The organism is Sphingorhabdus sp. EL138, from assembly GCF_945862485.1.
Classification (GTDB): Bacteria; Pseudomonadota; Alphaproteobacteria; order Sphingomonadales; family Sphingomonadaceae; genus Sphingorhabdus_B.
Window position 1 is genome coordinate 41,842 of the sequence record NZ_CAMAYF010000010.1, and the last position, 19,746, is coordinate 61,587.

General features: G+C 55.4%; 20 protein-coding genes and 1 tRNA gene. 16 read left to right on the forward strand and 5 right to left on the reverse strand.

Features of this window, described 5'->3' with window-relative positions; all coding sequences use genetic code 11:
• Positions 1-60 precede the first annotated feature (60 nt).
• Entirely contained in the window at positions 61-1,476 is a 1,416-nt protein-coding gene (locus tag Q0O33_RS06130) for a short-chain fatty acyl-CoA regulator family protein (protein ID WP_295497344.1), read from the forward strand.
• Between the two features lie 19 nt (positions 1,477-1,495).
• Here the strand turns inward: Q0O33_RS06130 and Q0O33_RS06135 are convergent, their stop codons facing one another.
• Together Q0O33_RS06135 and Q0O33_RS06140 are read right to left on the reverse strand one after the other, a co-directional pair.
• A complete protein-coding gene (locus Q0O33_RS06135) occupies positions 1,496-1,837 on the reverse strand; it encodes a GntR family transcriptional regulator (RefSeq protein ID WP_295497345.1) in 342 nt (113 codons plus the stop codon).
• A 57-nt stretch (positions 1,838-1,894) separates the two neighbouring features.
• On the reverse strand, positions 1,895-2,464 hold the full coding sequence (locus tag Q0O33_RS06140) for a nitroreductase (protein WP_295497347.1): 570 nt from the start codon (positions 2,462-2,464) through the stop codon (positions 1,895-1,897).
• Positions 2,465-2,603: 139 nt separating this feature from the next.
• Between Q0O33_RS06140 and Q0O33_RS06145 the strand changes: the two genes are divergently transcribed.
• From Q0O33_RS06145 to Q0O33_RS06160, 4 genes are read left to right on the forward strand one after another with little or no spacing between them, the layout of a single operon-like run.
• Positions 2,604-4,199 carry a peptide MFS transporter gene (locus Q0O33_RS06145; protein ID WP_295497378.1) on the forward strand — a complete coding sequence of 532 codons (1,596 nt, stop codon included), beginning with the start codon at positions 2,604-2,606 and terminating at the stop codon, positions 4,197-4,199.
• Between the two features lie 4 nt (positions 4,200-4,203).
• On the forward strand, positions 4,204-5,601 hold the full coding sequence (locus tag Q0O33_RS06150) for an amidohydrolase (protein WP_295497349.1): 1,398 nt from the start codon (positions 4,204-4,206) through the stop codon (positions 5,599-5,601).
• Positions 5,598-6,890, forward strand: coding sequence for an amidohydrolase family protein (locus Q0O33_RS06155; protein ID WP_295497351.1), 1,293 nt, complete (start codon positions 5,598-5,600; stop codon positions 6,888-6,890). The genes Q0O33_RS06150 and Q0O33_RS06155 overlap by 4 nt, the downstream gene beginning before the upstream one ends.
• A gap of 49 nt (positions 6,891-6,939) precedes the next feature.
• Positions 6,940-7,617, forward strand: coding sequence for an NnrU family protein (locus Q0O33_RS06160; protein WP_295497353.1), 678 nt, complete (start codon positions 6,940-6,942; stop codon positions 7,615-7,617).
• Here Q0O33_RS06160 and Q0O33_RS06165 read toward each other — a convergent pair.
• Positions 7,614-8,609 carry an aldo/keto reductase gene (locus Q0O33_RS06165; protein WP_295497355.1) on the reverse strand — a complete coding sequence of 332 codons (996 nt, stop codon included), beginning with the start codon at positions 8,607-8,609 and terminating at the stop codon, positions 7,614-7,616. The genes Q0O33_RS06160 and Q0O33_RS06165 overlap by 4 nt on opposite strands.
• Complete coding sequence (locus Q0O33_RS06170) at positions 8,596-9,840, reverse strand: dicarboxylate/amino acid:cation symporter (protein WP_295497356.1); 1,245 nt, start codon at positions 9,838-9,840, stop codon at positions 8,596-8,598. Before Q0O33_RS06170 ends, Q0O33_RS06165 begins: the two co-directional genes overlap by 14 nt.
• A 96-nt stretch (positions 9,841-9,936) precedes the next feature.
• Here Q0O33_RS06170 and glmM point away from each other — a divergent pair, with 96 nt between their 5' ends.
• From glmM to Q0O33_RS06220, 10 genes are all read left to right on the forward strand, one after another.
• Positions 9,937-11,277, forward strand: a complete 1,341-nt coding sequence (gene glmM / locus Q0O33_RS06175) for a phosphoglucosamine mutase (protein ID WP_295497359.1) — start codon at positions 9,937-9,939, stop codon at positions 11,275-11,277.
• Positions 11,277-12,419: a bifunctional hydroxymethylpyrimidine kinase/phosphomethylpyrimidine kinase gene (thiD, locus tag Q0O33_RS06180; protein WP_295497361.1), complete on the forward strand. Its 1,143-nt coding sequence runs from the start codon at positions 11,277-11,279 to the stop codon at positions 12,417-12,419. Before glmM ends, thiD begins: the two co-directional genes overlap by 1 nt.
• On the forward strand, positions 12,416-12,997 hold the full coding sequence (locus Q0O33_RS06185) for a ribonuclease HII (RefSeq protein ID WP_295497381.1): 582 nt from the start codon (positions 12,416-12,418) through the stop codon (positions 12,995-12,997). The genes thiD and Q0O33_RS06185 overlap by 4 nt, the downstream gene beginning before the upstream one ends.
• A gap of 213 nt (positions 12,998-13,210) precedes the next feature.
• The gene (locus tag Q0O33_RS06190; RefSeq protein WP_295497363.1) at positions 13,211-14,341 is read left to right on the forward strand and encodes a DNA methyltransferase; all 1,131 of its coding nucleotides are present in this window, start codon (positions 13,211-13,213) and stop codon (positions 14,339-14,341) included.
• Positions 14,338-15,423, forward strand: a complete 1,086-nt coding sequence (gene folP / locus Q0O33_RS06195; protein WP_295497365.1) for a dihydropteroate synthase — start codon at positions 14,338-14,340, stop codon at positions 15,421-15,423. Before Q0O33_RS06190 ends, folP begins: the two co-directional genes overlap by 4 nt.
• Before the next feature lie 74 nt (positions 15,424-15,497).
• Positions 15,498-15,917: a DUF2177 family protein gene (locus tag Q0O33_RS06200; RefSeq protein ID WP_295497367.1), complete on the forward strand. Its 420-nt coding sequence runs from the start codon at positions 15,498-15,500 to the stop codon at positions 15,915-15,917.
• A gap of 169 nt (positions 15,918-16,086) precedes the next feature.
• Positions 16,087-16,221, forward strand: coding sequence for an aa3-type cytochrome c oxidase subunit IV (locus Q0O33_RS06205; protein WP_295497369.1), 135 nt, complete (start codon positions 16,087-16,089; stop codon positions 16,219-16,221).
• Positions 16,222-17,352, forward strand: a complete 1,131-nt coding sequence (locus Q0O33_RS06210) for a Re/Si-specific NAD(P)(+) transhydrogenase subunit alpha (RefSeq protein ID WP_295497371.1) — start codon at positions 16,222-16,224, stop codon at positions 17,350-17,352.
• Positions 17,353-17,361: 9 nt separating this feature from the next.
• A complete protein-coding gene (locus tag Q0O33_RS06215) occupies positions 17,362-17,643 on the forward strand; it encodes an NAD(P) transhydrogenase subunit alpha (protein WP_295497372.1) in 282 nt (93 codons plus the stop codon).
• A 31-nt stretch (positions 17,644-17,674) separates the two neighbouring features.
• A complete protein-coding gene (locus Q0O33_RS06220) occupies positions 17,675-19,057 on the forward strand; it encodes an NAD(P)(+) transhydrogenase (Re/Si-specific) subunit beta (RefSeq protein WP_295497383.1) in 1,383 nt (460 codons plus the stop codon).
• 113 nt (positions 19,058-19,170) lie between these two features.
• On the opposite strand, the gene hspQ is transcribed toward Q0O33_RS06220, so the two are convergent.
• Positions 19,171-19,521: a heat shock protein HspQ gene (gene hspQ, locus Q0O33_RS06225; RefSeq protein ID WP_295497374.1), complete on the reverse strand. Its 351-nt coding sequence runs from the start codon at positions 19,519-19,521 to the stop codon at positions 19,171-19,173.
• 132 nt (positions 19,522-19,653) lie between these two features.
• Between hspQ and Q0O33_RS06230 the strand changes: the two genes are divergently transcribed.
• Positions 19,654-19,743: transfer RNA gene (locus tag Q0O33_RS06230), tRNA-Ser, on the forward strand.
• Positions 19,744-19,746: the final 3 nt, after the last annotated feature.

Here is a 19,746-nt window from a genome sequence, read left to right on the forward strand (position 1 = left end):
TTATCGTCGTAAAACTCTATCATTTAATTGTAATTTTGTAATGATATTGACAATATAAATATGGCTGAAGAAAAACTATATGCAGGACATGCCGTGCGCAGGATCCGTCGCGCTTATGGTCTGACCCAAGGGGCGATGGCTGACACGCTTGCGATTTCGCCGTCCTATCTCAACCTGATTGAACGCAATCAACGACCTTTAACCGCTACCTTGTTGTTGAAACTGGCGCAGTCTTATGACTTTGATCCGCGCACATTAACGGGTGTAACGCCGGGAGGCGGCGTTGATGCAATCCGGCGCCGGCTCAGCGATCCGTTGTTTGCAGATTTGGCCGTTGACCGTGCACAAGTGGAAGAATGGATCGCGGCCAGCCCCGATGCGGCCGAGGCGTTTGCGCGGGCGTTTGACCGTCTTTCGGGCGGTTCACACGGCGGAGCCAGTGCCGCAGCAGGCGGCGCGCAGGTTGAACCCGAAGCCATTGCATCCGCGCGGCGTGAAATTGAGCGTTGGCGCAATCATTTCGCCGACTTGGACTCGCAGGCGGAAACCCTTGCTGATGAACTGCGGCTCGCAAATGCGGACCTTTATGGCGCGATTACCGAACGGCTCCGCATAAAGCATCAGCTTTCCATAAGGATTTTACCGTTTGACGTGATGCCTGACAGGCTTCGCCGCCTAGACCTGCACGCACGGCAGTTGCAATTGTCCGAGCTGCTTGACCCTGCCAGTCGCACCTTTGCCGCGGCTTTGCAGCTTGGTATGTTAGAGGCAAAGGCGGAGATTGACGCGCTGGTTGCTGGAGCATCTTTCACAGAGCGGGCCGCCGAACGGCTCTATCGGCGCCATTTAAGCAGCTATTTCGCCGCTGCCGTGATGATGCCTTATGCGCGCTTCCTGCGGGCGTGTGAGGCAACGGGTTATGACATTATGCTTTTGCAGCGGCGCTTTGGCGCAGGGTTTGAACAGATCGCCCACCGCCTGACGACGTTGCAGCGCGTCGGCCAACGCGGCCTGCCGTTTTTCATGTTGCGCATCGATAGGGCAGGGCAAAGCAGCAAGCGTTATGCCGGTGCCAGCGCATCGCCAATGGTGGCGACTGATCGGCGTTGTCCCTTATGGAATGTGTATAATGTATTTACGCGGCCCGGAACGTTGTTGCCGCATCTGGTGGAATTGGAGGATGGCAGTCGCTGGTTCACTTTGTCCCGCACCGTGCACCCGCAAACCGCGGTGAGCGGCGCCGTGGAGGCGGAGTTTGCGATTTGCCTCGGCTTGGACGCAAAGCTTGCCGCACCTTTAGCCGCTGCCCGTGGTATGGACCTGATAAATGGCGTGGCGACGGCCATCGGGCTTGGCTGTTCAGCTTGTACACGACCAGAATGCCCTCAAAGAAGCGCGCCGCCCGCTGGCCGCGTGCTGGTATTCAATGAACGCGAGCGGGGTATGTCGCCATTTACCTTTGATCAACTGGCCTGAAGCCCACTGCCGACAGTATTTAGGTCAGCGCGAGCAACTCTGCCGGATCAATGCCTGCACGCTGCATCTGCGCCTTTATATCGGGCCAAACATTCTGAACGAAATTGTCGCGTTCAAAGCTCCGCAGTTTTGCCGTGGCTCCACAGGCCACAAAAAGGCCAACGCCACGTTTGACATAGACCAAGCCGCTGTCCTGAAATAGCTGATAAGCCTTGGCGACAGTCAGCGGATTTGCGCCCTGAATTGCTGCGAATGCACGCACCGAGGGCAGCATTTCCCCCTCTTTATATTTGCCGTCAAGGATGGCTGCAGCGATCACGTCGCGCAATTTTAGATAGACTGGTTTTACATCATTTTTCATTACATGCTTACTGCCATAATACAGTAGGGCGCGTCAAGCATGGGTGATACTATGTAGTCAGGGCCATTTGCGGATGATGTCGCTTGGCGCAGGGCGGGGGCGCTCTTCCAAGTCCAGCGCTGGGGTGCCGATGAAGAAAAGACCCGCTATCCGCTCCTCGCCATTACAAATGGCGGCTTGCACAATCGAATCATAACTTGCCCAGCCTGTGATCCAGCTACCGACAAAGCCGTGGGCATGCGCCGCGTGTAGTAAATTCATACCAACCGCGCCCACGCTCATCTCCTGCTCCCACAGCGGAATTTTCAAGCTTTGTTGAGGTGCAAACAGCAGTAAGATGAGAGTCGGGGCCATATGCGCTGGGGCAATCGCCGCTTCTATTTGCACTGGGCGGGCATCCGGGTTGGCGGTGCAGAACGCCTTTTTCAACAACTCAGCAAAGGCGGTGCGATCGGTAATCTCGACAAATCGCCAGGGGAATAACTTTCCATGGTCGGGTGTGCGCATGGCAGTTTTTAGGATCAGGTCGAGCTTCGCGGCGTCGGGGCCAGGCGCAATCATATCGCGTGGCTTGCCGGAACGGCGCGTTTCTAGATAGGCGGTGACAAAGGAAAGATCGTTGAACATGACCCTGCTGTTCGTCGAAAAGCAGCAACAAGCGCAACAAAATTCTTCACAGACCCGATTTTTCAGTTAGATGACGCAACAGAGAAACAGGCGGCGAAGACCGACTATTTAAAGATTATCGAGGGGATTGCACATGGGTCTGAAAGACATTGCGCTTTGGCAGGAGCAGGATTGGATTACAGCGATCGCGGCTGCAGTTCTGGCTTTCTTCCTGCTCGGCGGGGCATATATCGCGACACGCAAGGAGCCTGAATTTGCCGGCCACCCGCGCGGTCTATACGTTCTCTTTTTTGCAGAGATGTGGGAGCGCTTTTCTTATTATGGGATGCGCGCGCTACTTATCCTTTACCTGACGAAGCACTGGCTCTTTTCTGACGGTCAATCGAACCTGATCTATGGCGCCTATACCAGCCTTGTGTACATCACGCCGGTTCTCGGCGGGTGGCTTGCTGACCGATATCTAGGCCAGCGTAAGGCAGTGGCATTCGGTGCGGTCCTGCTCACCTTTGGCCATGTCTTGATGGCATTTGAAGGTTTGGCGGGCGTTACCGACCCGTTGGTGAAACAGGCGGATCCCGCGATCAACATATTCTGGTTGGCGTTGGCTTTCATCATTGTTGGCTCGGGCTTCCTGAAGGCTAATATTTCCGTGATTGTCGGCCAACTCTATCCGCGCACCGATGTGCGTCGTGACGGGGCCTATACTATCTTTTATATGGGCATTAACGTGGGTGCCGCGATTGGTACGATCTTTGCCGGTTATCTTGGTGAAACCTATGGCTGGTCCTATGGCTTTGGCGCAGCTGGCCTCGGCATGTTGCTCGGCCTGATCGTCTTCGTGTTCGGAAAGCCTTTGCTCATGGGCCGCGGCGAAGCGCCAGCGCCCATGACCAAGTTGACCGAATATGGCATTTACGGCGTCGGCCTTGCTGCTGTTGCCGGTATCTGGCTGCTGATTCAGTATCAGGGCTTTTATGGCTGGTTGCTGCTTGGCCTTGGTGTGCTGTTGCTTGGCTATGTGCTGCTGCAGTCGTTCAAGCTAGATGTAGAGGCGCGCCACCGCATCTATGCCATACTCTTTCTTTTGGCGTTGCAGCCCCTGTTTTGGGCGTTGTTTGAGCAGGCCGGTGGTAGCATGAACCTGTTCACCGATCGCTTTGTTGATCGTCAGGGTGTGCCGGCGTCGATCTTCCAGTCGATCAACCCTATCTACATCATCCTGCTGGGTCCCATTTTTGCCGGCCTTTGGGTGTGGCTCGGCCGACGTGGACTGGAGCCTTCGACCCCTGCCAAATTCGGTATCGCGCTGGCGCAGATTGGCTTTGCCAACCTCGTTCTGGTCTGGGGAGCGAACAGCGTTGGTTCCGATACGCTGGTGCCGGTGTTGTTCATCTTCGCCTTTTATCTGTTTGCCACAACTGCAGAGCTTTGCCTCTCGCCAGTCGGGCTGTCGGCGATGAACCGGCTTGCGCCGGCGACCATGGCATCGCTGATCATGGGGGCTTGGTTCTTCGCCACTGCGGGTGGCAACTTCCTTGCGGGCATCATCGGTGCCGCAACAGGCGGTCATGATGGCGCAATGACCCGTGAGGGCCTGATCAACGTCTATGAACAGATCGGCTACATCACCATTGCCATCGGCGTGGTCGTGCTTCTGGTATCACCTCTGGTGAAGCGCCTGATGCACCTTGACACACTTAAGGACGAAGACACTGCAGAAGAAAAGGCAGCATAAGCATATGAAGAGCAATTTGCGCTGGTCGATCCTGGCCGCTCCACTGGCCTTGATGGCGTGTTCCAACGCCGAAGGTCCAAAGACCGTTTCCGAAATCCCCGCGGTGAAGCCAGCGGAAAAGGCACCCGTGCCGTTTCCGTCAACATATAAGGCCTATCCTGGTGTCGCGACGGCCATTCGTAACGTAACCGTATATGACGGCGAAGGCGGCAAGATCGACAATGGTGTGGTGTTTATGACCGGCGGCAAGATTAGCAGCGTTGGCGGTCCAGATACGATCATTCCAGCGGGCGTGAATGTTGTCGACGGTACCGGGAAATTTGTAACGCCTGGCATCATCGATATTCACTCCCATTTGGGTGACTATCCCACACCATCAGTTGAGGCGCATAGCGACGGCAACGAAGCCACATCGCCAACAACACCCGAAGTGTGGGCCGAACATAGCGTATGGCCGCAAGACCCAGGGTTCAGCCGTGCGCTCGCCAATGGCGGCGTGACGGCGCTGCAGGTATTGCCGGGTTCGGCGAACCTCATGGGCGGCCGGTCGGTTGTCCTGAAAAACGTTTATGCCCGCACTGTACAGGGCATGAAATTCCCTGACGCACCTTATGGCATGAAAATGGCCTGCGGAGAAAACCCGAAGCGCGTCTACGGAAGCAAGGGCAGGATGCCCTCAACGCGCATGGGTAACATCGCCGTGAACCGGCAGACATGGATCAAGGCGCAGGAGTATAAGAAAAAGCGCGACAGCGGCAAAGAATATACCCGCGACATTGGCATGGAAACATTGGCTGGCGTGCTGGATGGTGACATCTCGATCCAGAATCACTGCTATCGCGCAGACGAAATGGCGCTCGTCCTCGATATGGCCAAGGAATTTGTCTATAAGGTATCGACATTCCACCATGCGGTAGAAAGCTACAAAATCGCCGACCTACTGCGCGACAATGGAGTATGTTCCGCCGTCTGGGCCGATTGGTGGGGCTTTAAGATGGAGGCGTATGACGCCATTCCTGAAAACGCTGCAATTCTGCACAATACAGGTGCTTGCGTTATCATCCATTCCGATGACGAAAATCAGATCCAGCGTTTGAATCAAGAAGCGGCAAAGGCGCAAGCCGATGGCCGCCGCATGGGTTTCAACATCAGCGATGCCGAAGTCATCAAATGGCTGACCTATAATCCTGCCAAGGCGTTAGGCATATCGGACAAAACAGGCAGCTTGAAAGCTGGCAAAATGGCCGATGTCGTGCTGTGGAACGGCAATCCGTTGAGCGTCTACGCCCGTCCAGACAAGGTATGGATCGATGGCGCTTTGATGTTTGACTCAAGCAACCCCAAAATACGTCCGGTCAGCGATTTTGAACTCGGCCAACCAGGTGAAGGAGATGTAAAATGAGGCATTTCCTCTATGCCGCCGCTGCTATGGCAGCCTTTGCAACACCTGTTGCCGCCGAAACCATCGCCATTACGGGTGGCCGTGTCGTCCTCGGGGACGGCAGTGCGCCTATCGAAGGTGGCACTGTGGTTATCCGTGACGGCAAAATCGTTGCCGCTGGCGCAACTGTTGCCATACCATCGGGCGCACGTCAGATTGACGCTGCGGGCAAATGGGTAACACCAGGTGTATTTGCCGGTTTCTCCCGGCTTGGCTTAGCCGAAGTGGACGCGGTCAATGGCACCAATGACAAGAGCGGTGGTCGAAGTGGGTTTTCTGCCGCGATAGACGTAGCGCCTGCCATTGATCCGTTTCGGTCGCCTTTTGCTGTAAACCGTTCGTCAGGTGTGACCCGTGCTGTGGTTGCACCACAGGCTGCGGACAGTATCTTTGCAGGTCAGGGCGCAATCGCGGATCTTGGCGCAGATAGTAATCCGGTCACCAAAGCCCGCGCTTTCCAATTTGCCGAGTTCGGTGAAGAGGGCGCCGCATCTGCAGGAGGAAGCCGTGCGGGAACGCATCTGCACTTCCGCGCGATGCTGCGCGAGGCCCAAGATTATGCCGCTGGACGTGGTACATTTGATGACGATTTGTTGAAGGCTGAGGACGCTAAGGCTTTGCTGTCCGTCCTTAAAGGTGAAACCCGTTTGCTCATCCATGTGGAAGGCGCAAATGACATGCTTCGGCTTATGGAGTTAAAACGCGAATTTCCCACGATTAAAATGGTGTTTGTGGGTGTGAGCGAAGGTTGGCGGGTCGCTCGCGAACTCGTACAGGCGGGCATTCCCGTCATTGCGTCCGCACTCAATGATTTGCCTGCAACATTTGAAATGCTGGGCGCTACGCAAAGTAATATTGGCCGCATGAAGGACGCCGGTGTTCAAGTTGCCATTGGTATGATCGATGATCGGGATTCGCACCAATTGCGCTACACTACGCAATATGCGGGCAATATTGTGAGCCTTCAATATGTGCCCGGTGCAACGGGTCTGACCTGGGACGAGGCTTTTGCCGCGATCAGTTCGGTTCCTGCCGAAATCATGGGCGTCGGCGACCGTCTTGGTAGCTTGAAAGCAGGTCGTGCTGCGGATGTCGTGGTCTGGGATGGTGACCCGCTTGAGCTTTCGAGTGCAGCCATTACGGTCATCATCGACGGTATCGAGCAACCGCTCACCAATCGTCAGAATCGCCTGCGTGACCGATATGCGCGTCCCACAGAAGGGGATTTACCAAAGGCATATGACCGTTAATAAAATGATGCTATAACAACGGGATGTTGCATGAGCAGGAGGTGGCGTTGTGGGCGATTATCTAGCATTGGTTGCGGCGAGCCTGTCGTTCGTCGGTAGCCATTTTCTGATGTCGCATCCGTTACGCGCACCCTTGGTCAGTCGGTTCGGGTCTAATGGCTTTATGGCTGTCTATTCGGCCATATCACTCATTACATTTGTGTGGATGATTATCGCGTTCGGGCATGCACCCAAGACCGATGCTCTTTGGCCCGCAGGGGACGTCGTTTGGATAGCCGCGAGCGCGCTTACGCTGGTGGCTGCGGTGCTGTTTGCAGGTTCGTTCATCCGCAACCCTTCGCTCCCCGGCGTGCCTGACGCACTGGCCGCGCAAACGCCATCTGGGGTTTTTAAGGCGACTCGGCATCCCATGATGTGGGGCTTTGCTTTGTGGGGCGTGGGGCATATTCTGGTTGCACCGCGCATCGACAATTTCATCTTCTCAGGAAGCATTGTCTTCTTGGCCTTGGTTGGGTCCAAGGCGCAAGAAATCAAGAAGCGCAACATGATGGGCGGTCAGTGGGCAAAGTGGCTGCGCCGGACGCATTTCTTTTTTCGCCCTGCGGCCTTGTTGCGTGTGGGCATCGGTCCATGGGGCGCCGGCATTTTGATATGGACCATCGCCACATGGGCGCACCCTTTTTGGGGCGTGGGCGGCGCTGGCATCTTCCGCTGGTTCGACTTTTAAAGCCGAACCATCTTCATGCCTTGCGCGCCATAACGCGGACCCGACGTGCTACCGCGCGGGGCTGCGGCATCCAACTTGGCAAGATCATCGGTATCCAACGAAACATCGCTGGCCTTTGCGCTATCCTCCATCGTCACACGGCGTTTAAAACCGGGTATTGGGACGATATCGCTGCCTTGTGCTAAAATCCATGCCAGCGCGATTTGAGCGTGTGACGCGTCATGCTTCGCTGCAATCTCACCCAGTGCATCTACAATCGCGAAGTTGGCGGCGAAATTGTCGCCCTGAAAGCGCGGGTCCTGCCGCCGCCAGTCATTATCGGGCAATTCATCCAGGCTACGGAAAGCGCCTGTTAGAAATCCGCGACCGAGCGGCGAGTAAGGGACAAACCCAATGCCTAATGCACGGCAAGTCGGCAGAATGTCATCCTCAATATCCCGTTCCCACAAAGAATATTCGCTTTGCAACGCAGAAATCGGCGCAACAGCAGCGGCGCGGCGAAGCGTGTCTGGTCCCGCTTCGGACAGGCCGATATGCTTGATTTTGCCTTCGGTGATCAGGTCCGCCATCGCGCCGACCGTCTCTTCAATGGGTATATTGGGATCGACGCGATGCTGATAATATAGGTCGAGGCAATCAATGCCGAGGCGTTTTAACGTGCCTTCAACCGCAGTCTTGGCATTCATGGCAGAGCCGTCGACGCCCACAATATTGCCGCCGTCAAATTTAAAGCCGAATTTGCTGGCGATGACGAGGCCGTCGCGTTTGCCCTTAATCGCTTGGCCAACCAATTCCTCATTCTGGAACGGGCCATAAATCTGCGCGGTGTCGAAAAAGTTGATGCCAAGGTCAATCGCGCGGTGGATCGTATTGATTGCCTCATCTGGGTCCGCATCTTCACCATAAACGATGTTGCCGCCCTTAATCATGGGCATACAACCCACACCCAGAGCGGAGACCTTTAATCCGTGGCCAAGTTCACGATATTGCATCAGCTTTGTCCTTTTCAGATGCCTCTATGGCTGTGGCCAGCGCAACGTCCATTTGCACATTGCCTGTGGTGCGGAAGATATCGGGCAGTGTTTCGACTGCAATCAACAGCGCCAGTGGTTCAATCGGAATACCAAGCGCCAAGCAGATAGGCGCGATGGACGTCACGAAGCTGACAGAGCCAGGCAGACTCACGGCGCCCATGGATGTCAATGCAGCGATCAAGATTGCAAAGCCATAGTCGAAGCCGCTGAGCTCCACCCCAAACCAGTTGGCAACATACAGCGCAACCGCCAAATTCATCGCAGGCCCAGTGACGCGCAACAAAGCGACGGCCATTGGCAGAACCAAGCCTGCGGTCGATTCACGCACACCAAGCGCCTCTGCCTTTTTCAACATCAGCGGCAAGCTGGCCAGCGACGATTGGGTTGATACCGCAAAGGCCTGCACTGGCGCGATCTGCCGTGCGTAATCAGTAAAGCGCGCCTTGCCAGCAAAGACCGCCACCAGATACGCAAAACCGCCAACAATAATGCCGACGATGGACACTGTGACGATATAATGGGCCACTGCGCCCAGTGCTGCGAGACCGGATCGTGCGCCAACAACAAAGGCCAAGGCAAATACGCCGATTGGTGCGAGTTTTAGAACCCACTCAATCACAATGACCATGGCGTCAGCGAGTGCGCTGAAAAATCCAGCCATTTGCGCCCTTGGGCCTTGCGCAAGACGCGTGACTGCAAAAGCGAATACTAAAGTGAATATCAAAAGCGGCAGAATCGAATCATTGGCTGCTGAAGCAATGGGGTTGGTGGGCACCAGTGCCACGAGAAAGTCCCGCAAAGGAGGCTGCTCCGCCACCGCTGGAGCGCCGGTAAGCGCCGCACGTAATGCGGCCGCACTTTCGGATGGCATTGGCCATAACGACAACAATGTCGGCGTCAGCAGGGCCCCCATAGCCGCCGAAAGACACATCATAACGACAATCCACGTAACGGTTCGCGCAGCCATGGGGCCAGCGCGCGCAGCCTCGGCGCTTTTGACGATACCGGTAATGAGCAGCGCCACAACCAACGGCACCACGGTCATCCGCAGGCCATTGAGCCACAAGGAGCCGACAATATCGAGCCAATAAGCAATTTGCGTACCAATGGCAGGGACTATCGCGGCGGCGAAAATGCCAAGAGCAAGGCCAAGGACGAGGGCGAGGAGAATACGTGTAGCGTTAGACATAGCATCGGGTCTTGCCAGCCCGTCGCTCCCTATGCAAGGGAGAGCCTGAGCGGCAGGAAAAAATCAAATAACGACCGCATAAGGGCAGGGACGCACATGGCGCGCAAATATTTTGGAACAGATGGCATCCGGGGACGCAGCAACGTCGGTGCCATGACACCGGAAATGGCGATGAAAGTTGGCCAAGCCGCAGGCACACATTTCCTGCGTGGTGGACACAAGCATCGAGTCGTCATTGGCAAGGATACGCGATTGTCCGGCTATATGATTGAGAACGCGTTGGTGGCTGGCTTTACCAGCGTTGGCATGGATGTGGTCCAATTTGGCCCGATTCCAACGCCGGCTGTCGCCTTGCTTACACGGTCGATGCGCGCGGATCTGGGCGTGATGATTTCTGCCAGTCACAACCCTTTTGAGGATAATGGCATCAAGCTATTTGGTCCCGATGGCTTTAAGCTATCGGACGCGGACGAACTGGCGATTGAGGCGTTGCTGGATATGCCACTTGCATTGGCGGACGCGGCTGATGTTGGGCGTGCGCGACGTATTGAAGACAGCCGGGGCCGCTATATCCATGCGGTAAAGGCATCCGTGCCAGAACATATCCGTTTCGACGGTCTGCATGTGGTGCTCGATTGCGCCAATGGTGCAGCCTATCAAGTCGCGCCGACCGCGATTTGGGAGTTGGGCGCAAAAGTAACGTCGATTGGCATTGAACCCAATGGCAAGAACATTAATCACAAGGTTGGATCAACGCATGTTGTGACATTGCAGGAAACGGTGGTCGCCGCGGGCGCCGATATCGGCATTGCGCTTGATGGCGATGCGGATCGCTTGATCGTCGTGGACGAACATGGCTGCGTCGTAGACGGCGACCAGATTATGGCATTGCTTGGTGGCGCCATGAACCGCAGTGGCCAGTTGACGGGTGGGGGAATTGTCGCGACGGTGATGTCCAATTTGGGCCTTGAACGCTATCTGGAAACACAGGATTTGCGTCTCATTCGCGCGAAAGTCGGTGACCGCTATGTCCTTGAAGAAATGCGCAAGCACGGCATCAATGTAGGCGGGGAACAATCGGGCCATATGATCATGTTGGATCACGCCACGACAGGCGATGGTACCATTGCCGCGTTGCAGGTGCTGACCCAGCTAGTCGCCAGCGGGAAGCCAGCGAGTGAAGTTCTACACTTGTTCGATCCCGTTCCGCAATTGCTCAAAAATGTGCGTTTTTCCGGCGGCAAGCCGCTTGATAACCCAGATGTTCAAGATGTCATTGCAAAGGCCGAGGCCGAACTGATGGGCAATGGTCGCTTGGTGATCCGCCCATCAGGAACGGAGCCGGTTATCCGCGTGATGGCGGAAGGGGATGACGCGGCGCAGGTTGAGCGTCTTGTTGACAGCATCTGCGACGCGGTCAGGATTGCCGCAGGCTAATGACCAAAGGCGCGACCGCCCGCATATTGATTATCGCTGGTTCCGACAGCGGCGGAGGCGCAGGGATTCAGGCAGATATCAAAACGGTAACCATGCTGGGTGGCCATGCCATGACGGCGGTGACCGCGATTACCGCGCAAAATACGCTGGGCGTCGATGCCGTGCACATGGTTCCAACGCAGATGGTGATTGACCAAATCAGCGCAGTCGTCAGCGACATTGGTGTGGATGCTGTCAAAATCGGGATGATTGGCAATGCGGAAACCGCGCATGCGGTGGCAGACAGTCTTTCGGACCTGTCTTGCCCGATTATATTCGATCCGGTCATGGTCGCCACCAGCGGGGCCGTGCTGGCGGATGCGGATACCATATCCGCATTTGAGCGGTTGATGCGACTTGCCACGCTGACGACGCCCAATCTGCCGGAGTTGGAAGCTCTGGGCGGAAAGGATGCTTTGCTCGCACGGAGGTTTCCGTTGTTGTTGAAGGGCGGGCATGCCGACGGGGATGAAATAATTGACGAACTGCTTCTCGCGCCGGGGCAGAGCGAACGCTGGAGTGATGCGCGCATACACACGCGCAGCACGCATGGCACAGGGTGCACATTGGCGTCGGCTATCGCAACTGGCCTTGGGCAGGGGATGGAACTTGTCCCTGCCATAGAAAGCGCGCGGCTGTTCGTGCGGCTGGCTTTGCGCGATGCGCCGGGACTTGGGCAGGGTCATGGCCCGATGGGACATTCATCGGTGCGGGAGGACGCGATGGTATCTGGCCCGTCGCTTAATCATGTAACCGTGGCTTGCCGCGATTATGCGGCCTCGTTGGACTTCTATAAGGCGCTTGGGCTTCCGTTAATCGTTGATAGCCCATTGAACGGCTATGCGCGATTTGAAGCGCCCAATGGTATCACCTTTTCCATACATCAAAGCGATGATGTCGCGGCATCGACGATAATTTATTTTGAAAGTAAGCGCCTTGATGCGTGGGTAACGGAGCTGGCCAGCCAAGGCTTTGCTTTTGAACAGATGCCGCAGGATGAAAGCTGGGGCTGGCGTGAGGCGCGTTTGCTGGATCCTGCGGGCAACATTGTGTGCCTTTATAAAGCAGGCGAAAACAGGCGTTACCCTGCTTGGCGGATATGATTTTCGGTGTCGATGAGGCTGGCCGTGGGCCGCTTGCGGGACCAGTGGTTGCTGCGGCTGTGTTATTGTCCAAGCCGCGTCCATCTGGACTGGACGATAGCAAAAAACTAACCGCCGCGCGCCGTGCGGAACTGGAGGTCACGATCAAACGCCGTTGCCAATGGGCAGTGGGCGTTGTCGAGGTGGAGGATATTGACCGCCTGAACATTTTTGGCGCAACAATGCTGGCTATGACGCTGGCGGTAGATGCCCTGTGCGCAAAACTTGGTTCTGATCCCCTCGAAGTGCTGGTTGATGGCAATATGACCCCCGCTGGTCGCCGTCCTGAATGGCGCTGGCCAGCACGCGCGATAGTAGGTGGTGACGCCATAGAACCTTGTATTTCGGCAGCCTCGATTATCGCCAAAGAGCATCGGGACCGGGTGATGTGTGCAGCGGCGCAGCAGCATGTGCATTATGGTTGGGAAAAGAACAAAGGCTATGGCACGCCAGACCATATGGCCGCACTTCGGGCGCATGGTCCGACACCTTTGCACCGGAAAAGCTTCGCGCCAGTCGCACAAATGCTTTTGCTGTAACTTTTTTTTGGGCAGTGAGTCCTTCGGGTAACACCACTAGGGGTTGAGTCTGCGAAGATTCGCAAGACTCCACATATTGTGCCGGACTCGTTTCGTTCCGCCTATATGATGGCATCATGCTCTTTAATCTGGGGAATCCCGAGCCATCAATGGCCTTGACCGAAGGGCCGCGCTGACTCATCGCAATTTGGTACGCGCCAAAAGGAGCAGGCAATGGGTGTTATTGAGAAAATTAGACCAGCAACAAAAGCGAAGCTGGCACCGGCACACGACCTGCCGCGTAATCAGATTTTGCGGATGGACTGCATTGCGGCCATGCGCTCCTTGCCGGATTGCTCCATCGACATGGTCTTTGCCGATCCGCCCTATAATTTGCAACTTGGCGGTGATTTGTTGCGGCCTGACAATAGCAAAGTTGATGCCGTCGATGATGAGTGGGATAAGTTCGCAAGCTTTGCCATTTATGACAAGTTCACCCGCGAATGGCTGGCGGAGGCGCGGCGCATATTGAAGCCGAACGGCTCTTTATGGGTGATTGGCAGTTATCATAATATCTTCCGCGTTGGCACGGCGGTGCAGGATGCAGGCTATTGGATCCTGAACGACATCGTTTGGCGTAAGTCGAACCCGATGCCTAATTTTAAAGGTACGCGCTTTACCAATGCGCATGAAACCCTGATTTGGGCTTCCAAAAGCGAGAAGTCGAAATATACCTTCAATTATCGTGCGATGAAGACGTTGAACGACGAACTTCAAATGCGTTCCGATTGGTTGATTCCGATTTGTGGCGGGCAAGAGCGGCTGAAACGCAATGGCTTGAAGGCGCACCCCACGCAAAAGCCTGAAGCATTGCTGTATCGCATATTGCTGGCCTGTACGAAGCCTGGCGACGTGGTGCTCGATCCGTTTTTCGGAACGGGAACAACAGGCGCAGTTGCGCGGCGTCTTGGCCGGGACTGGATTGGTTGTGAGCGTGAAGCCGTCTATTGCGAAGTCGCGGAGGAGCGTATTGCAGCGGCATTGCCTCTGGACGAAAGCGCTATCAAAACCATGCAGTCGCCCAAGTCCGCGCCAAAGGTCGCCTTTGGCCAATTGGTCGAGGCTGGTTATCTCAATCCCGGCACGAAACTATTCGACCGCAAGCGTCAGTTTGAGGCGACGGTGCGCGCCGACGGTTCTATCTTGTGCGGTGTCGTGGATGGTTCGATCCACAAAGTTGGTTCTAGCATTCAAAACGCGCCAAGCTGCAATGGGTGGACCTATTGGCATTATGCGGCGCCCGATGGTGCGATGAAACCAATTGACGATTTGCGCCAAACCTATTTGCTCGCAACTGAGCCGTGACAAAAATCTATCTTCGTCCGACTGGTTTTGTCGAAAGCCCACAGCGGCACGAAGGTGAGAGCTTGCGTTTGGCAGGAACCATGCTGTGGTTCTCGCAAATAGAATATATAACACGCGACACAGCATCGACGCAGCGGCGGTTGGTCGCCGTTCGCGAATGGGATGGCTTTGCGGCGGCACTGCCGCAGTCTGCGCGCGCACGCTGCGCGTTGCTGCTCGAACGCATAACGGCCCCCCGCGCTGCACTGCAGATGGGCATGCGTACGGTTAATCTTGAGCAACCGCAGGTCATGGCGATTATCAATGCGACACCAGACAGTTTTTCGGATGGTGGCAAGAATTTAGACATAGATATTGCGGCCGAAGCAGCTGTCGCGATGACGACCTTGGGGGCGGCCATCATTGACATTGGCGGAGAGTCGACGCGGCCCGGTGCGGCTTTGATCGGGGAAAGCGAGGAGCTTAATCGTGTCGCGCCACTGATCCGGCGGCTCGCTGAGGCGGGCGCCGCGATCTCCATCGACACGCGCAAGGCGTCCGTGATGGAGGGCGCTTTGCAGGCTGGCGCGACGATGATTAACGACATATCCGCGCTTTTATACGAAGACCGCGCCGTCGAAGTCGCCCGCAAGAGCAATGTTCCCGTGGTCCTGATGCACGCCCCGAGCCAAAGCAGCGACCCGCATAAAGACGGCGTTTATGATGATGTTGTGTACGATGTGTTCGACTGGCTTGAACAGCGGGTTTCGGCGGTCGAAGCTGCAGGGTTGTCGCGTGAAATGATATTGGTTGATCCGGGTATCGGGTTCGGAAAGACACTCGCTGATAATCTGGCGATCATCAACAATCTGGCAATCTATCATGGATTGGGTTGCGCCTTATTATTTGGCGCAAGTCGCAAAAGATTGATCGCGGCGCTTGCGAATGACGCAGGCGCAACCGATCGCCTTGGTGGGTCGATCTTCCTCGCGATGAAAGCATTGGAGCAGGGCGCGCATATTTTACGCGTTCATGATGCTACCGAAACCGTGCAGGCCATTCAAGTATGGCGTGGCCTTCGCGATGCGGCATTGCAGAGCTAGTCTACAGCTATTTGTCTGGCTTGACCCTGGTTGCATCGTTTGGCAACTTCACGGTGTATGAGGGGGAATTTGAAATGCTAGTAAAATATATCGTCGGTTACATCGCAACCGGCATCGCTTTTGCGGTCATCGATAGCGTCTGGCTGCGGACCATGTACACGCGGCTCTATCAGCCAGAGATTGGCGAATTGCTCATGAAGGGCGGTTTTCGAATGGGACCGGCGATCATTTTCTATCTGTTGTACATTCTGGGTACGATGATCTTTGCGGTCGGGCCCGCGTTACTGACTGGCAAGTGGCAGACTGCGCTCATCTGGGGCGCGTTGATGGGCTTTTTCTGCTACATGACCTATGATCTGACTAACTACGCCACGTTAAAAGTGTGGAGCACGAAAGTCACCATCCTCGACATTATTTGGGGCACGTTCTTAACGGGCTCCGCGTCGCTCGCCGGTTTTTGGATCACGCAGGCCTTATTGGGTAAGAACGTCTAGGAAGCTTGGCGGCTCCAAAACTGTAGCGAAAGACCCTGAGCCGCATTGCTACGCCGAATAGATAAAGAACCGATTTTGCCGCGGTTACATTTTCTTTGTTCATCGCGCTTGAGCATTAGAAAATCACCAGTTAAGGCAGATCCGTAATGTAATTTCTACGGAGGCTGTTTTGGCAAACGATCATGACCTAGGACCTGCAAAAGAAACCTATGCGGGTTTCATCGCCTTGTTCAAATGGGGCACAATAGTGTCGGTGGTTGTCACCGCTATTGTTGTTCTGATCATCGCAAGTCGCGCGGCCTAAATGGTAAAAATTGCTGTCCTGCGGGAAACCACCCAAGGCGAAACTCGCGTTTCCGCGTCCCCTGAAACCGTTAAGAAATTCATTGCGCTGGGCGCAACGGTTTCGGTCGAAAATGACGCAGGTGCAGGGGCATCCATCGGCGATAGCGACTATGAAACCGCAGGCGCTTTGGTCGGAAATTTAGCTTCGGTCCTTAAAGATGCCGACATTGTTCTCGGTGTTCAAGGGCCGGATCCAAAGGCCTTGAAGGGCATGAAGTCCGGCGCTTGGCTGGTTGCCGGGCTCGACCCCTTTGGGCAGCGTGCTCGGGTGGATGCCTATGCTAAGGCAGGTGTAGAAGCGTTGGCGATGGAGTTCATGCCGCGCATTACGCGTGCACAGTCGATGGACATATTGTCGTCGCAGTCGAACCTGTCCGGCTATAAAGCGGTGATTGAGGCGGCATCGGTCTATGGCCGTGCCTTTCCGATGATGATGACTGCTGCTGGTACAGTGAGCGCGGCCAAAGCGTTTATCATGGGTGTTGGCGTTGCCGGGCTTCAAGCGATTGCCACAGCGCGCCGTTTGGGCGCGCAAGTGTCGGCAACCGATGTGCGCTCTGCCACCAAGGAACAAATTGAATCCTTGGGCGCAAAGGCGATTTTCGTTGAGAATGTCGCCGGGATTGAGGGCGAGGGCGCTGGTGGATATGCGACCGAAATGTCGGATGAATATAAGGCTGCGCAAGCCGAGTTGGTCTCCGCGCATATCGCCAAGCAAGATATTGTCATCACAACCGCGTTGATCCCGGGCCGCCCAGCGCCGCGATTGGTATCGGATGCGCAAATCGCGAGTATGAAGCCGGGCTCCGTCATTTTCGACTTGGCCGTTGCGCAAGGCGGCAATGTTGAAGGTTCGAAGGCAGACGAAATCGTCATCAAACATGGTGTTAAAATCGTCGGCTACAGCAACACGCCAGCGCATTTGGCGGCGGACGCATCGGCGCTCTATGCCCGCAATCTGTTCAACTTCCTCTCCGCCTTTTGGGACAAGGAAGCCGGCAAGCCTGTGTTGCCGGATGAAGATGAAATTACCGCAGCAATTCGCCTGACCAAAGATGGCAAGGTCGTGAATGATCGCCTGTTGGCGTAAGGGGGCATAATGGACTTTATTTCAATCTTATCCATCTTCGTGATGGCCTGTTTCGTGGGCTATTATGTCGTCTGGTCAGTTACCCCCGCGTTGCACACGCCGTTGATGGCAGTGACGAACGCGATTTCTTCGGTCATCATCGTGGGCGCGTTGATCGCGGCGGCGGCAGGTGGTTCACTGACCGCCAAATGGCTTGGCCTGATAGCCGTGGCATTGGCCAGCGTGAATATCTTCGGCGGCTTTGCCGTAACGGCCCGCATGCTCGCCATGTATAAGAAAAAGGAGCGTTAAGTTGGAACATACGGCTCCTCCTGCATGGGTTATGCTCGCTTATTTGATTTCGGGCGTATTTTTCATTCTGGCGCTGCGCGGACTATCGTCGCCGGCCACATCGCAACGCGGCAACCGCTTCGGCATGGCTGGCATGTTGATTGCCGTAGTTACGACATTGGTCACACATGATGTCGCGTCTCTGCCTGAAATTATGGGCGCAATAGCCATCGGTGGCGGTATTGGCTGGGTCACGGCCCGCAAGATTGCCATGACCGACATGCCGCAGCTTGTCGCTGCATTCCACTCGTTGGTAGGTATGGCCGCCGTTTTGGTCGCCGCTGCCGCGTTTTTGAACCCGGGTGCCTTTGGCATTGTCGGTGAAGATGGCCTGATTAACCCCGTCAGCCGCGTGGAAATGGGCTTGGGCATCGCCATTGGTGCAATCACCTTCTCAGGTTCCGTTATCGCGTTTCTCAAACTGGCTGGCAAAATGTCTGGCGCTCCCATCCTTTTGCCGCTGCGCCATGTCATTAACTTGGGCACTTTGGCGGCGATCCTTGGCCTGATCGGTTACTTTACCGTTGACCAAAGCCCCTGGATTTTCTGGACTGTTACCGCGCTGGCTTTCCTCATTGGCTTCTTGCTCATCATACCCATCGGCGGCGCGGATATGCCTGTCGTGGTATCGATGCTGAACAGCTATTCGGGTTGGGCCGCCGCTGCCATGGGCTTCACTTTGCATAACACGGCGATGATCATCACCGGCGCATTGGTCGGCTCGTCGGGGGCGATTTTGTCCTACATCATGTGCAAGGCCATGAACCGCAGCTTCATTAGCGTTATTGCAGGTGGCTTTGGCGCGGAGGCTGCTGTCTCCAGCGGCGAAGCGAAGGAACAGCGTCCATGGAAGCGCGGCTCTGCCGAAGATGCAGCTTATATGATGCAACAGGCCGAAAGTGTCATCATTGTGCCCGGTTACGGTATGGCGGTTGCGCAGGCGCAGCACATATTGCGCGAAATGGCGGATGTTTTGAAGAAGCAGGGCGTTTCGGTGAAATACGCAATTCACCCTGTCGCGGGGCGTATGCCCGGCCATATGAACGTTTTGTTGGCTGAAGCCTCGGTACCTTATGACGAAGTTTTCGAGCTTGAGGATATCAACAGCGAATTTGCACAAGCCGATGTCGCCTTCATCATTGGCGCCAATGATGTTGTGAACCCCGCTGCGAAAACCGACAAGACTTCACCCATTTACGGCATGCCCGTGTTTGACGTCGACAAGGCAAAGACCGTGTTCTTCGTGAAGCGTTCTATGGGCGGCGTTGGCTATGCCGGCGTCGACAATGACGTATTCTACATGGATCAAACGATGATGCTTCTCGCTGATGCGAAGAAGATGTGCGAAGACATCGTTAAAGCCTTGCAGCACTAAGGGGCTGAATGCACCACATGTGGCCCCAGCCAAGGTTGGGGCCACGCGCGTCTTGATGCTTAGGTTGTAGGCGCGATGGGATACCAGCCGTCGCTGGGCCGATGCCTCGCGGTTTACTGACGCATGAGCCGCTTCAATTGATATTGGTCGCCATTCCACCCTTCAAAAACCGCATCAATGCCGGGGTGGTTGATTGGACCTTGCTGATGGTCGGGCAGTAAATTCTGCTGGCTCACATAAGCGATATAGCTGCTCTCGGCATTTTCGGCGAACAGATGGTAAAATGGCTGCTCTTTTGACGGCCGCACCTGTTCTGGGATGGACTGATACCATTCTTCGCTATTCGCAAAAACAGGGTCAATGTCGAACACGACACCGCGAAAATCAAATATGCGGTGGCGCACAACATCTCCGATGGAAAAAGCCGTTTCAACAATATCGGGAGCAACTATTTGATCATTCATGGCTACAATATCATATCTTCTCACGTGCAAATCAACCTTGTGGCTTGGCAAAGCAAAAAACTTCAGTTAATGGCCCCGCTCTGCCATAGGGATGCGCTGTTTTTACGGCAATGACCAGCCCCTATGAATTGCGGAGAGATGGCTGAGTGGTCGAAAGCACCGCACTCGAAATGCGGCGTGCCGGTGACGGTACCTAGGGTTCGAATCCCTATCTCTCCGCCAATT